The 16561-nt window shown below is 72.1% G+C and carries 16 protein-coding genes; 9 read left to right on the plus strand and 7 right to left on the minus strand.

Going from position 1 to position 16561, the window contains the following annotated elements:
• Positions 1 to 32 precede the first annotated feature (32 nt).
• Positions 33 to 779 (minus strand): ferritin-like fold-containing protein, encoded by a 747-nt coding sequence (locus ACFWRO_RS19625; RefSeq protein ID WP_362011224.1) that lies wholly within the window; start codon positions 777 to 779, stop codon positions 33 to 35.
• A 488-nt stretch (positions 780 to 1267) separates the two neighbouring features.
• Between ACFWRO_RS19625 and ACFWRO_RS19630 the strand changes: the two genes are divergently transcribed.
• Both ACFWRO_RS19630 and ACFWRO_RS19635 read left to right on the plus strand, forming a co-directional pair.
• On the plus strand, positions 1268 to 3430 hold the full coding sequence (locus ACFWRO_RS19630; protein WP_384511846.1) for a DEAD/DEAH box helicase: 2163 nt from the start codon (positions 1268 to 1270) through the stop codon (positions 3428 to 3430).
• Positions 3431 to 3532: 102 nt separating this feature from the next.
• Positions 3533 to 4402, plus strand: a complete 870-nt coding sequence (locus tag ACFWRO_RS19635; protein WP_384511848.1) for an alpha/beta fold hydrolase — start codon at positions 3533 to 3535, stop codon at positions 4400 to 4402.
• A 15-nt stretch (positions 4403 to 4417) separates the two neighbouring features.
• Here the strand turns inward: ACFWRO_RS19635 and ACFWRO_RS19640 are convergent, their stop codons facing one another.
• On the minus strand, positions 4418 to 5344 hold the full coding sequence (locus tag ACFWRO_RS19640; RefSeq protein WP_384511850.1) for an NYN domain-containing protein: 927 nt from the start codon (positions 5342 to 5344) through the stop codon (positions 4418 to 4420).
• Positions 5345 to 5525: 181 nt separating this feature from the next.
• Here ACFWRO_RS19640 and ACFWRO_RS19645 point away from each other — a divergent pair, with 181 nt between their 5' ends.
• Positions 5526 to 5678: a hypothetical protein gene (locus ACFWRO_RS19645; RefSeq protein ID WP_315891306.1), complete on the plus strand. Its 153-nt coding sequence runs from the start codon at positions 5526 to 5528 to the stop codon at positions 5676 to 5678.
• A gap of 84 nt (positions 5679 to 5762) precedes the next feature.
• Here the strand turns inward: ACFWRO_RS19645 and ACFWRO_RS19650 are convergent, their stop codons facing one another.
• The 4 genes from ACFWRO_RS19650 to ACFWRO_RS19665 form a co-directional block, all read right to left on the minus strand.
• Entirely contained in the window at positions 5763 to 6368 is a 606-nt protein-coding gene (locus ACFWRO_RS19650) for a MarC family protein (protein WP_384511852.1), read from the minus strand.
• A 185-nt stretch (positions 6369 to 6553) separates the two neighbouring features.
• Positions 6554 to 7414 (minus strand): PHP domain-containing protein, encoded by an 861-nt coding sequence (locus ACFWRO_RS19655; RefSeq protein WP_384511854.1) that lies wholly within the window; start codon positions 7412 to 7414, stop codon positions 6554 to 6556.
• A 191-nt stretch (positions 7415 to 7605) separates the two neighbouring features.
• A complete protein-coding gene (locus ACFWRO_RS19660; RefSeq protein ID WP_384511856.1) occupies positions 7606 to 8244 on the minus strand; it encodes a DUF6758 family protein in 639 nt (212 codons plus the stop codon).
• A gap of 121 nt (positions 8245 to 8365) precedes the next feature.
• Positions 8366 to 8950, minus strand: coding sequence for a suppressor of fused domain protein (locus ACFWRO_RS19665; protein ID WP_384511858.1), 585 nt, complete (start codon positions 8948 to 8950; stop codon positions 8366 to 8368).
• A 414-nt stretch (positions 8951 to 9364) separates the two neighbouring features.
• On the opposite strand from ACFWRO_RS19665, the gene ACFWRO_RS19670 reads away from it, so the two are divergent.
• The 3 genes from ACFWRO_RS19670 (at position 9365) to ACFWRO_RS19680 (ending at position 12429) form a co-directional block, all read left to right on the plus strand.
• Positions 9365 to 10504, plus strand: a complete 1140-nt coding sequence (locus tag ACFWRO_RS19670; RefSeq protein ID WP_384511860.1) for a magnesium and cobalt transport protein CorA — start codon at positions 9365 to 9367, stop codon at positions 10502 to 10504.
• A 54-nt stretch (positions 10505 to 10558) separates the two neighbouring features.
• On the plus strand, positions 10559 to 11068 hold the full coding sequence (locus ACFWRO_RS19675; RefSeq protein WP_384511862.1) for a hypothetical protein: 510 nt from the start codon (positions 10559 to 10561) through the stop codon (positions 11066 to 11068).
• A 119-nt stretch (positions 11069 to 11187) separates the two neighbouring features.
• Positions 11188 to 12429, plus strand: coding sequence for a CapA family protein (locus tag ACFWRO_RS19680; RefSeq protein ID WP_384511864.1), 1242 nt, complete (start codon positions 11188 to 11190; stop codon positions 12427 to 12429).
• A gap of 20 nt (positions 12430 to 12449) precedes the next feature.
• On the opposite strand, the gene ACFWRO_RS19685 is transcribed toward ACFWRO_RS19680, so the two are convergent.
• Positions 12450 to 13262, minus strand: coding sequence for a hypothetical protein (locus tag ACFWRO_RS19685; RefSeq protein WP_384511866.1), 813 nt, complete (start codon positions 13260 to 13262; stop codon positions 12450 to 12452).
• Positions 13263 to 13482: 220 nt separating this feature from the next.
• Between ACFWRO_RS19685 and ACFWRO_RS19690 the strand changes: the two genes are divergently transcribed.
• Genes ACFWRO_RS19690 through ACFWRO_RS19700 form a run of 3 tightly spaced genes read left to right on the plus strand, consistent with a single transcriptional unit; the run spans position 13483 to position 16514 of the window.
• Positions 13483 to 14754: a magnesium transporter MgtE N-terminal domain-containing protein gene (locus ACFWRO_RS19690; protein ID WP_384511868.1), complete on the plus strand. Its 1272-nt coding sequence runs from the start codon at positions 13483 to 13485 to the stop codon at positions 14752 to 14754.
• A complete protein-coding gene (locus tag ACFWRO_RS19695) occupies positions 14744 to 15337 on the plus strand; it encodes a DUF1003 domain-containing protein (protein WP_384511870.1) in 594 nt (197 codons plus the stop codon). Before ACFWRO_RS19690 ends, ACFWRO_RS19695 begins: the two co-directional genes overlap by 11 nt.
• Before the next feature lie 43 nt (positions 15338 to 15380).
• Entirely contained in the window at positions 15381 to 16514 is a 1134-nt protein-coding gene (locus ACFWRO_RS19700) for an Mrp/NBP35 family ATP-binding protein (RefSeq protein WP_384511872.1), read from the plus strand.
• Positions 16515 to 16561: the final 47 nt, after the last annotated feature.

Genomic DNA, 16561 nt, shown 5'->3' on the forward strand with positions numbered 1-16561 from the left:
CCCTTCGTACGCGGTCGCCCGCGCCGTAAGTGTTACGCCGCCAGGCCCAGCGCGGCCATGCGCTTCGTGTGGGCCTCGGTGATGCGGGAGAACATGCGGCCGACCTCCGCCAGGTCGAAGCCCGCGGCCATGGTGTCGACCCCGCCGACGAGCATCGTGGAGAGGGCGTCGCGCTCGGCCACGACCCGCTGGGCCTGCGAGAGCGCCTCGCCCATCAGGCGGCGCGCCCACAGCGCGAGCCGGCCGCCGACCCGCGGGTCGGCATCGATCGCGGCGCGGACCTTCTCCACGGCGAAGTTCCCGTGACCGGTGTCGTCGAGGACGGACAGCACGAGCGCGCGCGTGTCCGAGTCGAGCCGGGCCGCGACCTCCCGGTAGAAGTCGCTGGCGATCGAGTCGCCGACGTAGGCCTTGACCAGGCCCTCCAGCCAGTCCGACGGCGCGGTCTGGCGGTGGAAGTCGTCCAGCGCCTTGGCGAAGGGCTCCATCGCGGCGGTCGGCTCCGCGTCCACGGCGGCGAGCCGGTCCCGCAGCCGCTCGAAGTGGTGGAACTCGGCGGAGGCCATCTTCGCCAGCTCCGCCTTGTCCGCGAGGGTCGGCGCCAGCTTGGCGTCCTCGGCGAGCCGCTCGAACGCCGCCAGCTCTCCGTAGGCGAGCGCGCCGAGCAGATCGACGACCGCGGCGCGGTACTGCGGCTCGGCGGAAGCGGTGGCCCAGTCCTGGGCGGCGATCCCGGTGAGGGGCTCTTCGGCGGGCGTGGCGTTGTCAGGCGTCTCCATGAAGCGCACAATAGCCCGCTCCCCGGGGCGCTCAAGGCCCTGGTCAGTCGCTGTGACCGCGCCCTCATCACCAATTCTCCCAACACACATGCGCGAATCCGGGGTACAGTGGTAAAGCGCCTGCTGAGTATGCGGACAAGTTTTCGCACGTTCGGACGTACTCGGTGGGCCGACTCATGAATGAGGATGCCCGGTCGGTGGCCCGACTGGCTCCGACCCGACAGCCCTCCCCGCGCACCCGCGGGAGGGTCCCTCAAGCGGCACGACGCTCGAGCGACGGCAGTGGTCCCGCGCCACCTGACTGTGATCCTTTCCTTGATCCGGTCGGAAGCGAATCGGCACGGTACGACCCCCAGCGTTCGCCTCACGCCGCGTCTCACAGAAGAGGCAGCACCCTGACTACGACTTTCCGAGACCTCGGAATCCTTCCCGAGACGGCCGAGGCGCTTGAAGCCGTCGGCATCGTCTCCCCCTTTCCCATCCAGGAGATGACCCTTCCGGTCGCCCTTTCCGGCACCGACGTCATCGGCCAGGCCAAGACCGGCACGGGCAAGACCCTCGGTTTCGGTCTGCCGCTCCTGGAGCGCGTCACCGTCCCCGCGGACGTCGAGGCGGGCCGGGCCAAGCCCGAGCAGCTGACCGACGCCCCGCAGGCCCTGGTCGTCGTCCCCACGCGCGAGCTGTGCACCCAGGTCACCAACGACCTGCTGACCGCCGGCAAGGTCCGTAACGTCCGCGTGCTCGCCATCTACGGCGGCCGGGCGTACGAGCCCCAGGTCGAGGCGCTCAAGAAGGGCGTCGACGTCATCGTCGGCACCCCGGGCCGCCTGCTCGACCTGGCCGGCCAGCGCAAGCTGGACCTGTCGCACGTCAAGGCCCTCGTCCTCGACGAGGCCGACGAGATGCTCGACCTGGGCTTCCTGCCCGACGTCGAGAAGATCATGAACATGCTTCCGGCGAAGCGTCAGACCATGCTGTTCTCGGCCACCATGCCGGGCGCGGTCATCGGTCTCGCCCGCCGCTACATGTCGCAGCCGACGCACATCCGCGCCACCTCGCCCGACGGCGAGGGCGTGACCGTCGCCAACATCAAGCAGCACGTCTTCCGCGCGCACTCGATGGACAAGCCGGAGATGGTCTCCCGCATCCTGCAGGCCAACGGCCGCGGGCTCGCGATGATCTTCTGCCGTACGAAGCGCACGGCGGCCGACATCGCCGAGCAGCTGCAGCGGCGCGGCTTCGCGTCCGGCGCGGTCCACGGCGACCTGGGCCAGGGCGCCCGCGAGCAGGCTCTGCGCGCGTTCCGCAACGGCAAGGTCGACGTGCTCGTCTGCACCGACGTCGCCGCGCGCGGTATCGACGTCGAGGGCGTCACGCACGTCATCAACTACCAGTCGCCCGAGGACGAGAAGACGTTCCTCCACCGCGTGGGCCGCACCGGCCGCGCGGGCAACAAGGGCACGGCCGTCACCCTGGTCGACTGGGACGACATCCCGCGCTGGCAGCTCATCAACAAGGCGCTCGGCCTGGACTTCCACGAGCCGGTCGAGACCTACTCCAGCTCCCCGCACCTGTACGAGGAGCTGGACATCCCGGCGGGCACCAAGGGCGTCCTGCCGCGCGCCGAGCGGACCCGCGCCGGTCTGGGCGCGGAGGAGCTCGAGGACCTGGGCGAGCCCGGCGGCCGTGGTGGCCGTGGCCGCAAGCCGGCCGCCCCGGCGGTCGAGGAGCGTCCGGAGCGTACGCGCACCCCGCGCCAGCGTCGCCGTACGCGCGGTGGCTCCGGGTCGGACGAGACGGCCGTGGCCGCCGCGCCGGCAGCGGTCGCCGCTGCGGTGACGGAGGACGCGCCGGCGGAGCCGCGCACCCCGCGCCGCCGTCGCCGTACCCGCACGGGCGGGGCGTCCGACGCCCCGGTCGCGCGCGTCGCCGAGACGTCCGTCCTCGCCCCCGCCGCCGCCCCGGTCGCGGAGGCCGCTCCGGTCGCCGTCGCCGCCGCGCCCGTGGTCAAGCAGGCCAAGCCGGTGGACCGGGCCCCGAAGGCCGCCCCCGAGGCGCCGAAGGCCCCGCGCCGCCGCCGTGCGCGCATCGTGCCCGCGGCCGACACCGTGGGCTTCCAGACCGTGGAGACCGCGGCCGCCGCGCTCGCCGCCGCGCCGGTCACCCCGGTCGCGGAGCCGGTCGCGCCGGTCGCCGCGACGGTCGTCGAGGAGCCGAAGAAGGCCCCCCGCCGCCGTACGACCAAGAAGGCCGTCGCCGCCGAGGCCACCGAGACCGTCGAGGCGGCCCCGGCCGCCACCGAGGTCGTCGAGGTCGTCGAGGTCGTCGAGGAGCCGAAGAAGGCTCCCCGTCGTCGTACGGTCAAGAAGGCCGTGGCCGCCGAGCCGGTGGAGACGCCGGCCGTCGAGCCGATCGTCGTCGAGCCCGTCGCCGAGGAGGCCCCGAAGGCTCCGCGCCGCCGGACGACGAAGAAGGCCGTCGCCGCCGAGGCCCCGGACGCCTCTGAGCCGAAGGCCGCGCCCCGTCGCCGTACGACGAAGAAGGCGGCCGCCGCTCCGGCGGAGGCCGAGGTCGGCGCCGTCGAGGAGGCCCCGAAGGCTCCGCGCCGCCGCACGACGAAGAAGGCCGCGGCCGCGCAGCCCGAGAGCTGACGCGCCCGTCCGTCCTTCCCCGTGGCCCGGCCCCTCCCCAGGGGCCGGGCCACGGTGCTGTCCGGCCTCCGGCCGCCGCTGAACAGCGGATACAGTCGCTCTATGAGCAAGCCCCGGTCCCTGGCGCTGCCCCCGCGCACCCGTGCCTACCGGCTGAGCACCACACGCGGCGACTTCGCCGTCCTGGACACCGCGCCAGTGGGCGAACGTCGCGGCACGGTGCTGCTGCTGCCCGGCTACACCGGCAGCAAGGAGGACTTCCTCGCCCTGCTCGGTCCGCTCGCGGAGCACGGCTACCGCGCCCTGGCCGTCGACGGGCGCGGCCAGCACGAGACCCCGGGGCCGCGCGGGCGTCACGCCTACCGCCGCCGGGCGCTCGCCCTGGACGTGGTGGCGCAGGCGGCCGTGCTCGGCGACGGTCCGGTGCACCTGCTCGGCCACTCCTTCGGCGGCCTGGTGGCACGCGCCGCCGCCGAGCTCGCGCCGGGCGCCTTCCGCTCGCTGACCCTGCTCTCCTCGGGGCCCGGCCGGGTCGCCCGCCCGCAGCGGGTCAGGGTCCTGGCCCTGCGGGGCGCGCTGGCGCTGCTGCCCAAGGAGCGGGTCTGGCTGGCGACGCGCTGGCTGGACAGCCGGGGCGAGGAGCCGGGTGCCGGGGACCCGCCGGAGATCGTACGGTTCCTGCGGCGCCGCTGGATGCGTACCCGGATCGCCCAACTGGCGGGCGCCGGGCGGCTGTTGCTGAGCGATCCGGACGGTACGGCACGGCTCGCCGCGCTGCCGATGCCGGTGCACATCGCGTACGGCGCGGACGAGATGGTGTGGCCGACGCACGGCCTGGCCGAGGCCGCGGCCCGTACGGGCGCGCACCACACGGTGGTCGCGGGCGCGGGCCACTCCCCCAACGTCTCGCACCCGGAGGAGCTGGCGGCCCGGCTCGCGGCGTTCTGGGACGGCCCGGGCCCCCGCCCGTAGCGCCTGGAACTGCGTCTAGAACTGCGCCTGGAGGTGCTGCCAGAACCCGTCACGGAGCGCCCTGCGCAGCGCCGCGTGGCCGCGCAGGGAGCGGCTGAGGAGCCGCTCGGCGTCGATGAGGAGGTCCTGGTCGACAGGTCCCGGCAGGTACGGGTGTCCGGGCATCAGCTCGGCCAGCGCGTCGCTGCCGCGTTCGGCGATCCACATCGCGGCGATCTGCGCGCCGACGAAGCGGACCTCGTCGCGCGACGGCGGGGGCTCGCCCTCGTTCTCGTACGTCGTGACGGGCCGTCGGGTCACGTAGGGGCGCCAGAAGTCGAGGTCGAAGGTGCGGCGGCTGTCGACCTCCCAGAGCAGCGGCTCGGCCTGGTTGCGCCCGTCGGCGGCCTCGATGCCCCAGAGGTGGACGCGCGCCCCGTAGCCCTGGGCGGCCTCGACGGCCGACACGAGGTCCTCGTCGCCGCCGACGAGCGCGGCGTCGCTGATGGCGCGGTGCCGGGCGAGGGACTCCAGGTCGGAGCGGATGAGGGAGTCGACGCCCTTCTGCTGGTTGTTGGCGTTGAGGTTGCCGAGCCTGACCTTGACGTCGGGGAGTTCGGCGATGGACTGCTGCTCGGGCGTGTGGATGCGGCGGCGCGCGCCGTCGTACCAGTAGACGCGCAGCAGCCGGCTGTCGGCGAAGATCGTGCGGGCCTTGTCGATGAAGGCCTCGATGAGCCCTTCGGCGTCGAGGTCGAAGGAGCGGCGGTCCTCGGTGCCCGCGACCAGCAACCCGGCCGCAGCATAGACGTAACCCGCGTCGACGAAGATGGCATGGGTCGACGGGGTCTTCGCCACTTCGGCGAGCATCCGCCGGAGGAGCTCATTGGTGCGCTCCAGGCGGTCGCCCAGGTCGGCGAAGGGGTCCTGGGGCGGCGTGAGGGGTTTCTCTGCGTCGTTCATACGGGCCTCATTCTCCGCCCGGCTCGCGGCTCGCGCCACCACCATCCCACCTAGTAGTTAGCCATCCGAAAAATTTCCTTAGCGTAGGGAATGTTTGCAGGATGCATCTCGTTGGACCCTACGTAACACCGCACCACAGTTCTCCAGCAGGAGGATCAACTCCAGACGAAGGGAGAAGCCCATGCGCTTCGAAATCCTGCGACTCGACGACATCGACGGCACGCCCGTCGACCGGACCGTCGTGGACGCCGCCTCCGTCAACCGGATCGTGCAGCAGGCCGCTTCGATCGGCCAGCGCATCTGGATCCGCCCGGCAGACAGCACGGCCTCGTAACGAGGCACCCGCTCCAGCGCACCGCGCCCCCGCATGGACTCCGACGACCGGAATCCGTACGGGGGCGCAGTGCTGTGCGGGGACCTACGCCCCCTGGACGACCTGGGTGACGCCGTTGATGATCTGCTGCACGGCGATGGCCGACAGCATCATGCCCGCGAGCCGGGTCACGAGCACGACACCGCCGTCCTTGATGACGCGGATGATCACCAGCGAATAGCGCATGGTCACCCAGAGCACGACGTGCATGGCCACGATCGCGGCCCAGACGGAGACCTGCGCGGCGGCGCCGTCGGCGTGCTGCACGGCGAGGATGACGGAGACGATCGCACCGGGCCCGGCCAGCAGCGGCATGCCGAGCGGCACGAGGGCGACGTTGACGTCCTTGGTCTGCTTGGGCTCGTCGGTCTTGCCGGTGAGCAGGTCGAGCGCGATGAGCAGGAGCAGCAGACCGCCGGCGATCATCAGGGCGGGCACGGAGACGTGCAGATACGCGAGGATCTGCTGCCCCAGGATCCCGAAGACGGTGATGACCCCGAAGGCGACGGCGACGGCCTGCCAGGCCATCCGCCGCTGCACCTTGGCGGCCCGGCCGGAGGTGAGGGCGAGGAAGATCGGGGTGATCCCGGGGGGATCCATGATCACGAACAGGGTCAGAAACAGCGAGCCGAATACGGCGACGTCGAACACGGTGTGCCTTGCGATCAGGGGTGTACGAGGGTGTGGGTGGGCATGCGCCCGCGCCACGGCTCCGCCGGGCGAAAGCGCGATGGCGGGTGACAGGTGGGAGGCCCGGGACCCGTAGGGGCTCCGGGGTGATTCCCCGCGGGGACCGACGGTCCGTGCGGGCGCGTCCCCGTGGGGGACGGTCGTGGCTAGGCCGGTCCGCCCGTGCCGGGGACCGGGAAGGCGCCCGTGGCGCGGCGCGTGATCTCGCCGTAGATCTCGGGGTCGGTCGTGTACTCGCCGAGCACGCACGTCTTGCGGCTGCCGTGGTAGTCGCTGGACCCCGTGGCGAGCAGCCCGAGTTCCTTCGCGAGCCCGTGCAGTCGCGCCCGCGTCGGCTCGTCGTGGTCCATGTGGTCGACCTCGATGCCGTCGAGGCCCGCCTCCGCGAGGCGCGCGATCGCGGGCTCCGGGACGACCTCGCCCCGCTTGACCGCGAGCGGGTGCGCGAAGACCGTGACGCCGCCGGCCGCCTTGACGAGCCGGATCGCCTCGAACGGGTCGAGCTCGTGCTTCTCGACGTACGCCCGTCCGCCGTCCGCAAGCCACTCGGGCGTGAACGCGCCGGACACGTCCGGTACGACTCCGAGCTCGACGAGCGCCTCCGCCACGTGCGGGCGGCCGACCGAGCCGTCCCCGGCGATCCGGGCGACCTGGTCCCAGGTGACCGGGACACCGAGCTCCTGGAGCTTGCCGACCATCGCCCGCGCGCGCGGCACCCGGTCGTCCCTGACGAGCTCGCGCTCGGCGGACAGCTCGGGCTCGTCGGCGTCGAAGAGGTACGCGAGCATGTGCAGACCGACGCCGTCGAGGCGGCAGGACAGCTCGGCACCGGTCACGAGGGTCAGCCCCTCGGGCAGCGCGGCGATCGCGCCGGCGTGGCCCCGCGTGGTGTCGTGGTCCGTGAGCGCGACGACGTCCAGGCCGGCGGCGGCCGCGTTGCGGACCAGCTCGGCCGGGGTGTCCGTACCGTCCGAAGCGGTGGAGTGGGTGTGCAGGTCGATGCGCACGACGTCGTACTCCAGGGCTCGGGGCGGGCGAACAGGGGACGCTCCAGCATAACGGGCGAATAAGGCCGACCCGCCCCGTACAACAAAGGCTTCAGGCGCCAGATGCCCGGCATACCCCAGCCGTCACGCCACCATGACCCCCATATCCCAGGTTCGGCGCACGATCGGCCGAGCCATCGGCACCGCGCCCCCTACGTCAGCAGACGTGGCGTGAGCGCCCCGCACGGCAGGAGTTCGACCTCCGCGCCCGCGTCGCGCAGGTCGGTCAGGACCAGTTCGTCGTACATCAGCAGGCCCGACTGCTCGGGCCACACGATCGCCCACAGCCAGAGCCCGCGCGCCTCCCCCGCGAAGACCGCCCGGTCCTGCGGGGTCCCGCTCACGTGCCACATGGGTGTCGGGCGTCCGGCGGCGAGGACCTTGGTCTGCGCGGGCTTGTCGATGGAGAGGCCCGTCCCGGGGTCCGGGCCGTCGAGCCCGGCGTACCGCGCGCCGAGGCCGACGCCCAGCTCCTCGGCCACCAGCAGCAGCTCGCCGATCCCGCCGAGCGGCCCCGGTCCCGAGCAGGCGACGGCGGTGGCGCGTCCGCCGCTGCGGTCGTCACCGGCGTACGCGACCCCGGTGAAGAGCCAGCCGACGGGTAGGGGCCACGGCATCCAGACCGGCACCTGGGCCCGGTGCACGACGACACCGAGGGCCTCGACACTGGGCGGGATCACGGGCTGCAGCGGGTGCACCGTGCCATGCACCGCACACTGCCAGGAGTCGGCAAAAAGACCGGGCGCCCGGACCCGGCCACCGCACCTCGGGCAACTGGGTTCGCCCCTCATAGAGCCCAACGGTCCTACCCCTCCGCGCCCGCGTCAAGGACGATCACCCGTCCGGACCGACCAGTTCACCCCGAGTGGCAGGTACAACGATCAACCAGAGGCCCGACACGCCGGAGCGGCGTCAATCCAGGGTGACCGAACGGCGCAGCGGATCGCGCAGGTCGGTGCCGTTGGCGAGCCAGCGCTCCTCCAGTGCCTGCGCCCCGTGGACCCGCTTCCAGGCCGCCTCGTTGGACGTCATCGGCAGCAGCGGCAGGAAGCGGACCGCCTCCATCGGGTCGTCCAGCTCCAGGTCCTCCACCAGGCCGCCCGGCTCCGCGACGAGCACCGAGCTGAACGGGGCCCCGGGCCAGAGGGGTTCGCCGACGTCGAGCGAGGCGCCGGCGGCCACGACCACGCCCTCGACCTGCGGGGTCGAGGCGAGGACCGCCAGCGGGCGCAGCACCTTGTCGGTGTCGGCGAGCCCGGCCCGTACCGAGAGGACCAGCTCCGCGCGCGGTCCCTTCACCGGGTCGGCGAGCGCGGCGGTCGGGTCGGTCATCGGGTGCGCGGACATGCCGAGGGTCGCGTACCGGACGATGTCGCCGTCGAGGAAGCGGAGCACCTCGATCCGGTCCGTGCCGAGAAACGTCACCGCGGCGCGCGCGTCCGGTTCACCGAGCGCCGTACGCAACCGGGCCTCGACCAGAGCAAGAACTTCTCCCATGCGGGGAGCATAGATCGCGTATGAAACGGGCAAGCAAAGGGATTGGCCCTCTGTCGGCTGATAGTCTTGGCCGGTGGTCGGTACTCCCGACCACTCGTCATCCCCCACGGGGGACCGGCCGGAGGAGGTGGGGCTGCTGTGAATCGAAGTCGATCGGGCAGTACCAACCGCTCTTCCGCCCCGCACCTGAGCCCGGTGCGTTTCTCCCGGTGATCTGAGGCCTTCCGCACCCGGTCCGCCCGCCTTCACCCGGCATCTCGCACGACGGAAGAGCACTTCGCCTTTGCCTGTCTGTAGCGAACGCCGTCACCGCGACGCCGCGGTGCCGCCCGCTTTGTGGACGACGTAGCTCCACGTCCTCATTCCGGGCTGTGCCACGCACCGCCGACGGCTTCTCCGTGAAGGAGCATGCCAATGTCGATGATCCGTGACCTGCGTGCCGCGGTCCGTCCCTCGCTGCGCACCTCCCTGCGCAAGCCCACCGTCGCCGGCGCCTCGCAGTACGCCAACTACGACGCGACCCGTGACCCCTCCGCCTCCAGCGCCGTCGTCGACTGCGCCGTCTACCGGGACGGCCGCCGCGTGGACGACCGCGCGTGCCTGACGTCGCGCGGCGCGATGCGCCAGGTACGGGAGAGCGGCGGCTTCGTCTGGATCGGCCTGCACGAGCCGACCGAGGCCGAATTCGCCGGTATCGCGGCCGAGTTCGGGCTCCACCCGCTCGCCGTCGAGGACGCCGTCCACGCCCACCAGCGGCCGAAGCTGGAGCGGTACGACGACAGCCTCTTCACCGTCTTCAAGACGATCCACTACGTCGAGCACGCCGAGCTCACCGCGACCAGCGAGGTCGTCGAGACCGGCGAGGTGATGTGCTTCACCGGCCCCGACTTCGTCATCACCGTCCGGCACGGCGGGCAGGGCTCCCTGCGCAACCTGCGCCACCGCCTCCAGGGCGAGCCCGAGCTCCTGAGCAAGGGACCCTCGGCCGTCCTGCACGCCATCGCGGATCACGTCGTCGACGGCTACATCGCGGTCGCCGACGCCGTCGAGCTGGACATCGACCAGATCGAGATCGACGTCTTCTCGCCGCCGGCGAAGGGCTCGACGCGCGGCACGGACACCGGGCGGATCTACCAGCTCAAGCGCGAGGTACTGGAGTTCAAGCGGGCGGTCAGCCCGCTGCTCCGCCCCATGCAGCTGCTGAGCGAGCGCCCGATGCGGCTCGTGGACCCGGACATCCAGAAGTACTTCCGTGATGTCGCCGATCACCTCGCGCGCGTGCAGGAGCAGGTCGTCGGCTTCGACGAGCTGCTCAACTCGATCCTCCAGGCCAACCTGGCGCAGGCGACGGTCACGCAGAACGAGGACATGCGCAAGATCACGTCCTGGGCGGCCATCATCGCCGTCCCGACGGCGGTCTGCGGTGTGTACGGCATGAACTTCGACTACATGCCCGAGCTGCGGTGGCAGTACGGCTACCCGATGGTGCTCGGCGGCATCGCGGTCATCTGTTTCGCCATCCACCGCACCCTGAAGCGCAACGGCTGGCTCTAGAGGCACTGGACCAGGGGCACTGGAAGCGCGGCCGGCTCTCGATAGGCTGCGGGCATGACAGACACGCTGCTCGGGCCCGCCCTCGTCGAGGAGGCCACGAAGAAGTCCGGCCTCATCTGGGTCCGGGGCGACGCCCCGGCGGCGCGGGCACTGTGGCACGTCTGGCACGAGGGCGCGGCGCACGTCGTCGGCGGCGGTCCGGGCGAACAGCCCCTCCCGGGGCTCGTCGCGGGCGCGACGGCCGAGGTCACGGTCCGCAGCAAGGACAAGGGCGGCCGGATCGTCGCCTGGACGGCCGCGGTCGCCGAGCTGGCTCCGGGTACGGAGGAGTGGGACGCGGCGGTCGCCGAGCTGAAGGGCAAGCGCCTCAACGCGACGGACGGCGAGGCCATGCCGGACCGGTGGGCGCGCGAGTGCCGGGTGCTCCGGCTGACCCCGCTCGACTCGACGACCGACCTGCCCACAGGCTCCCTCGCGGCTCCCCCGCAGGCCTCCGACGCGATCACCCGCCGCCCGGCCCCGGCGGCCCTCCCGCGCCTGCTGCTCAAGCGCCGCAAGCGCTGAGCGGACCGCCACCCCGGCGCGATCTCGTCGTGCGCGATCCCTGATCCTCGTGGAACCTGGCGGGGAAGAGCCGCATCTGTTCCAGTGGCAGCGGCGAACTCCAGGAGTCGGGGCAACACATGACGAGCGACCACGAGGAACCTCGCAGGCGATGGAATTCCGCCGCCTTCGTCGCGGCGGCCGTCTGCCTGGCCGTCGTCGGCGCGGCCACCGTCTGGTCGGCGAGCGGCGACGACCCGCGGGGCTCCTCGCGCGACACCGGCGACCGTGCCCCCACCGCGCCCGTCGCCCCGCTCGCGCCCGACGCCTCCGGTAAGCCGGCGAAGCCCGCCCCCGGTCAGGACGCCCGCCCGTTCACCCTGGTCGCGACCGGCGACATCATCCCGTACCCCTCGATCATCCAGCGGGCCGCCGCCGACGCGGAGGGCGGCGGGCACGACTTCCGGAAGATACTCGCGGGCGTCGAGCCCATAGTCTCCGGCGCCGACCTCGCGATATGCCACCACGAGATCCCCTACGGGCAGCCCGGCGGCCCCTACACCGGCTACCCCACCTTCAAGGCGCCCCACCAGCTCGCGGACGCCCTGAAGGAGACCGGTTACGAAGGCTGCTCGACCGCCTCGAACCACACCCTCGACGCCGGCTTCGAGGGCCTGGAGCGGACCCTCGACGGGCTCGACCGGGTCGGCCTGAAGCACGTCGGCTCGGCGCGCGACGCCGAGGAGGCCAAGGCGCCCGCCTGGTACACGGCCGGCGGAGCGAAGGTGGCGCAGCTCTCGTACACGTACGGGACGAACGGCATACCGCTCCCCGAAGACAAGCCCTGGGCGGTCAACCTGACCGACCGGCAGCGGATCGTCGACGACGCGCGGGCAGCACGCCGGGCGGGCGCCCAGGTCGTCCTCCTGAGCATCCACTGGGGCACCGAGTGGCAGGAGGCCCCCGACGAGGCGCAGCAGGAGCTCGCGCGGGCGCTGACGGCCTCCACCACGGACGGCCTGCCCGACATCGACCTCGTCCTCGGGACGCACAACCACGTGCCGCAGCCGTACGAGAAGATCAACGGCACCTGGGTGGTCTACGGGATGGGCGACCAGGTCGCCAGCTTCTACACCGCCGACAAGGCGCGCGGCAACATGTCCTCGATCCCGCGCTTCACCTTCGGGCCCTCCGCGGAGCACCCGGGGCGGTGGACGGTGACGAAGGCCGAGTACCTCACGCAGTACTCCGACATGGGCCCGCCGTTCCGGGTGGTGTGCGCCTCGTGCGACACGCGCCACCCGGCGGTCGACGCCCGCGTCACCGAGGCCGTGATGTCCCGGGGCGCGGGGGCACAGGGGCTGACCCGCGCCACGAAGTAGCCCACCGGGCGCGGCGAAGGTCAGGTGCGCGGGAGCTGCTTGCCGTAGTCGAGCGTCTCCCCCGGCTCCGGGGCCTCAAGCGAGAAGTCCCTGTCCCACTCGGAGAGCACGACCACGCCCGCCCCGCCGCCGCGCGCGAACTGGAGCGGGAACGGGGTGCCTTCGAGGGCGACGTCCAGCGTGCCGCCCTCGCCGTCCTCGCCGCCCTTGACCTTGACCGTGCGGATGCCGCCGATCTTGTCCCGGTCGCCCTTCACGACGTCGCCGTGCAGACCGATGAGCCCGTCCAGGAGCAGGTCCATGTCGGTGAAGCCGCGCAGCTGCTTGTACGAGGGGTCGTCCTGCGGCACCTTCACGTACTTGTCGTCGAGCTTGTCGGCGGCCTCGCTGTCGGCCTCCGAGGCGTCGGAGGAGTCGGACGAGCCGGACGAGCCGGAAGCCGAGGAGGGCGCGGCGGAGCTCTGGCTGCCGCCCTCGCCGTGCGTCCAGAACGCCGCGTCGGCCTTCATGTAGAGCGCGTCACCGATCCGCAGCAGCTCGAAGGTGCTGTTCTTCGTCGTGACCGAGCCGGCCGCGCCGTCGTCCTTGAGCCGCATGTTCAGCTTGAACGTGCCGCCCTTGCTGACGAGCGTCCCGGCGAGCCGGACCGCCTTCGCGCTGTCCGCCGCCTCCTGCGCCTTCTCCTCGATGGCGTCCGGGGCCAGCTTCCCGACCCCGTTGGTCCCCTCGTCCGGGTCGTCCGCGCAGGCGCTGAGTCCCGCCGCGAGACCGGCGCACAGCGCCAGCGGCAGGACGACCCTGCGGATGCGCGATGCAGTGAGGAGTGCGGTCACCGGCGCGGCCTCTCGTCTGTCGTCGACGTCGTCGATGGTGGCGTCGATGGTGGGGGGACGGCAGCACGCAGCGTACCCGGGCCGGGTGCCGTCGCCGCAGGCAGCCGTACGGGTGCTTTCGCCAGGGCGCCACGGATGGGCACGGGCTAGCCTGAATCCGGCATACCTCAGCATTGACCAGCATCGACCCGAATCGTGCGGCACCGAGGAGGCGCGTGGCATGGTGGCAGGCGCCCCCCGGATCTTCGTCTCGCACCTCGCCGGTGTCCCCGTCTTCGACCCCAACGGCGACCAGGTCGGACGGGTCAGCGACCTCGTCGCCATGCTGCGGGTGGGCCGGCGCCCGCCCCGGCTGCTCGGCATGGTCGTGGAGGTGCTCAGCCGCCGCCGGGTCTTCGTGCCGATGACCCGGATCACCGGCGTCGAGTCCGGCCAGGTCATCACGACAGGCGTGGTCAACATGCGGCGCTTCGAGTCGCGCCCCACCGAGCGGCTCGTCCTCGGCGAACTCCTCGACCGCCGCGTCCAGCTGGTCGGGACCGACGAGGAGGTCACCGTCCTCGACATCGCGATCACACAGCTCCCCGCCCGCCGCGAGTGGGAGATCGACCGGGTCTTCGTCCGGCGCGGCAAGCCCGGGGCGCTGCGCCGCAAGGGCCAGACGCTGACCGTCGAGTGGTCGGCCGTCACCGGATTCTCCCTGGAGGAGGAGGGCCAGGGAGCGGAGAGCCTGGTCGCCACCTTCGAGCGGCTGCGCCCCGCCGACCTGGCCAACGTGCTGCACCACCTCTCCCCCAAGCGGCGCGCCGAGGTCGCCGCCGCCCTCGACGACGACCGGCTCGCCGACGTCCTGGAGGAGCTGCCGGACGACGACCAGATCGAGATCCTCGGCAAGCTGAAGGAGGAGCGCGCCGCGGACGTCCTGGAGGCGATGGACCCGGACGACGCGGCCGACCTGCTCTCGGAGCTGCCGGAGGAGGACAAGGAGCGGCTGCTCACCCTGATGCGGCCCGACGACGCCGCCGACGTCCGCCGGCTGCTCGCGTACGAGGAGCGGACCGCCGGCGGTCTGATGACGACGGAGCCGATCGTGTTGCGGCCGGACGCCACGGTCGCGGACGCGCTGGCCCGCGTACGGCAGCAGGACCTCTCCCCCGCGCTCGCCGCGCAGGTGTACGTGTGCCGCCCGCCGGACGAGACGCCGACGGGCAAGTACCTGGGCACGGTGCACTTCCAGCGGCTGCTGCGGGATCCGCCGTACACGCTGGTCAGTTCGCTGGCCGACAGCGACCTTCCGCCGCTCGCCCCGGACACCCCGCTGCCCGCGGTCACCAGCTATCTCGCCGCGTACAACATGGTCGCGGCGCCGGTCGTGGACGAGAGCGGGTCCCTGCTCGGCGCGGTCACCGTGGACGACGTACTCGACCATCTGCTGCCGGACGACTGGCGCGAGACCGAGTTCCACGGGGAGGAGGTGACGCATGACGCCTGAGCGCGCGCGGGAGCGGGAGCACGAGAGGGAGCGCGAACGGGAGCGGGATCGCGAGCGGGAGCGGTCCATGACCCGGATCCGGCTCGACCTGCCGCGCGAGCGCCGGGCGAGGCTGCTGCCGGAGTACGACCCGGAGGCCTTCGGCCGGTTCTCGGAGCGGATCGCGCGCTTCCTGGGCACCGGGCGGTTCATCGTCTGGATGACGATCACCATCATCATCTGGGTGCTGTGGAACATCTTCGCGCCGTCGTCGCTGAAGTTCGACGAGTACCCCTTCATCTTCCTGACGCTCGCGCTGTCCCTCCAGGCCTCGTACGCGGCCCCGCTGATCCTCCTCGCGCAGAACCGGCAGGACGACCGCGACCGGGTCAATCTCGAACAGGACCGCAAGCAGAACGAGCGGTCCATCGCCGACACCGAATACCTGACCCGGGAGATCGCGGCGCTTCGGATGGGCCTGGGCGAGGTGGCCACCCGCGACTGGATCCGCTCGGAGCTCCAGGACCTGATCAAGGAGATGGACGAGCGCCGCGATCTATTCCCCAGGGGTGGCGGTCACGGACGTGACGTACCCGACCGCTGACAAGTCTTTCCGGTGCCAGTGGTCGGCGCCGTACCATCTCCTTATGGCTACGGAAGACGCGGTGCGTGAAGCACTGGCGACGGTGAACGACCCCGAGATCAACAAACCGATCACCGAGCTGGGCATGGTGAAGTCGGTGGAGATCGGGTCCGACGGCAGGGTGGCCGTGACGGTCTACCTCACCGTCTCCGGCTGCCCGATGCGCGAGACGATCACGCAGCGCGTCACCGACGCGGTGGCAGGGGTGGAGGGCGTCACCGGCGTCGACGTCACGCTGGACGTGATGAGCGACGAGCAGCGCAAGGAACTGGCCTCGGCCCTGCGGGGCACGACGGCCGAGCGCGAGGTCCCGTTCGCCAAGCCCGGCTCGCTGACCCGGGTGTACGCGGTCGCCTCCGGCAAGGGTGGCGTCGGCAAGTCCTCCGTGACCGTCAACCTGGCGGCGGCGATGGCCGCCGACGGCCTGAAGGTCGGTGTCGTCGACGCCGACATCTACGGGCACTCGGTGCCCCGCATGCTGGGCGCGGACGGCCGTCCGACCCAGGTCGAGAACATGATCATGCCGCCGTCGGCGAACGGCGTGAAGGTCATCTCCATCGGCATGTTCACCCCGGGCAACGCCCCGGTGGTGTGGCGCGGCCCGATGCTCCACCGCGCGCTGCAGCAGTTCCTCGCGGACGTGTACTGGGGCGACCTGGACGTCCTCCTGCTCGACCTGCCCCCGGGCACGGGCGACATCGCGATCTCGGTGGCGCAGCTCGTGCCGAACGCCGAGATCCTCGTCGTCACGACCCCGCAGCAGGCGGCGGCCGAGGTCGCCGAGCGGGCCGGCTCGATCGCCGTCCAGACGCACCAGAAGATCGTCGGCGTCGTCGAGAACATGGCCGGTCTGCCGTGCCCGCACTGCGACGAGATGGTCGACGTGTTCGGCACGGGCGGCGGCCAGCGGGTCGCGGAGGGCCTGACGAAGACCACGGGCGCGACGGTCCCGGTCCTCGGCTCCATCCCGATCGACGTGCGCCTGCGCGAGGGCGGCGACGAGGGCAAGCCGATCGTCATCACCGACCCGGACTCCCCGGCGGGCTCGGCCCTCCGCGCGATCGCCGCCAAGCTGGGCGGCCGATCGAGGGGCCTGTCGGGCATGAGCCTGGGCATCACGCCGCGTAACAAGTTCTGAGACGGCTACGACGAAGGGGCACCCCGAGCGGGGTGCCCCTTCTGCGT

Origin of the sequence: Streptomyces sp. NPDC058579, from assembly GCF_042718575.1 — a bacterium.
Classification (GTDB): domain Bacteria; phylum Actinomycetota; class Actinomycetes; order Streptomycetales; family Streptomycetaceae; genus Streptomyces.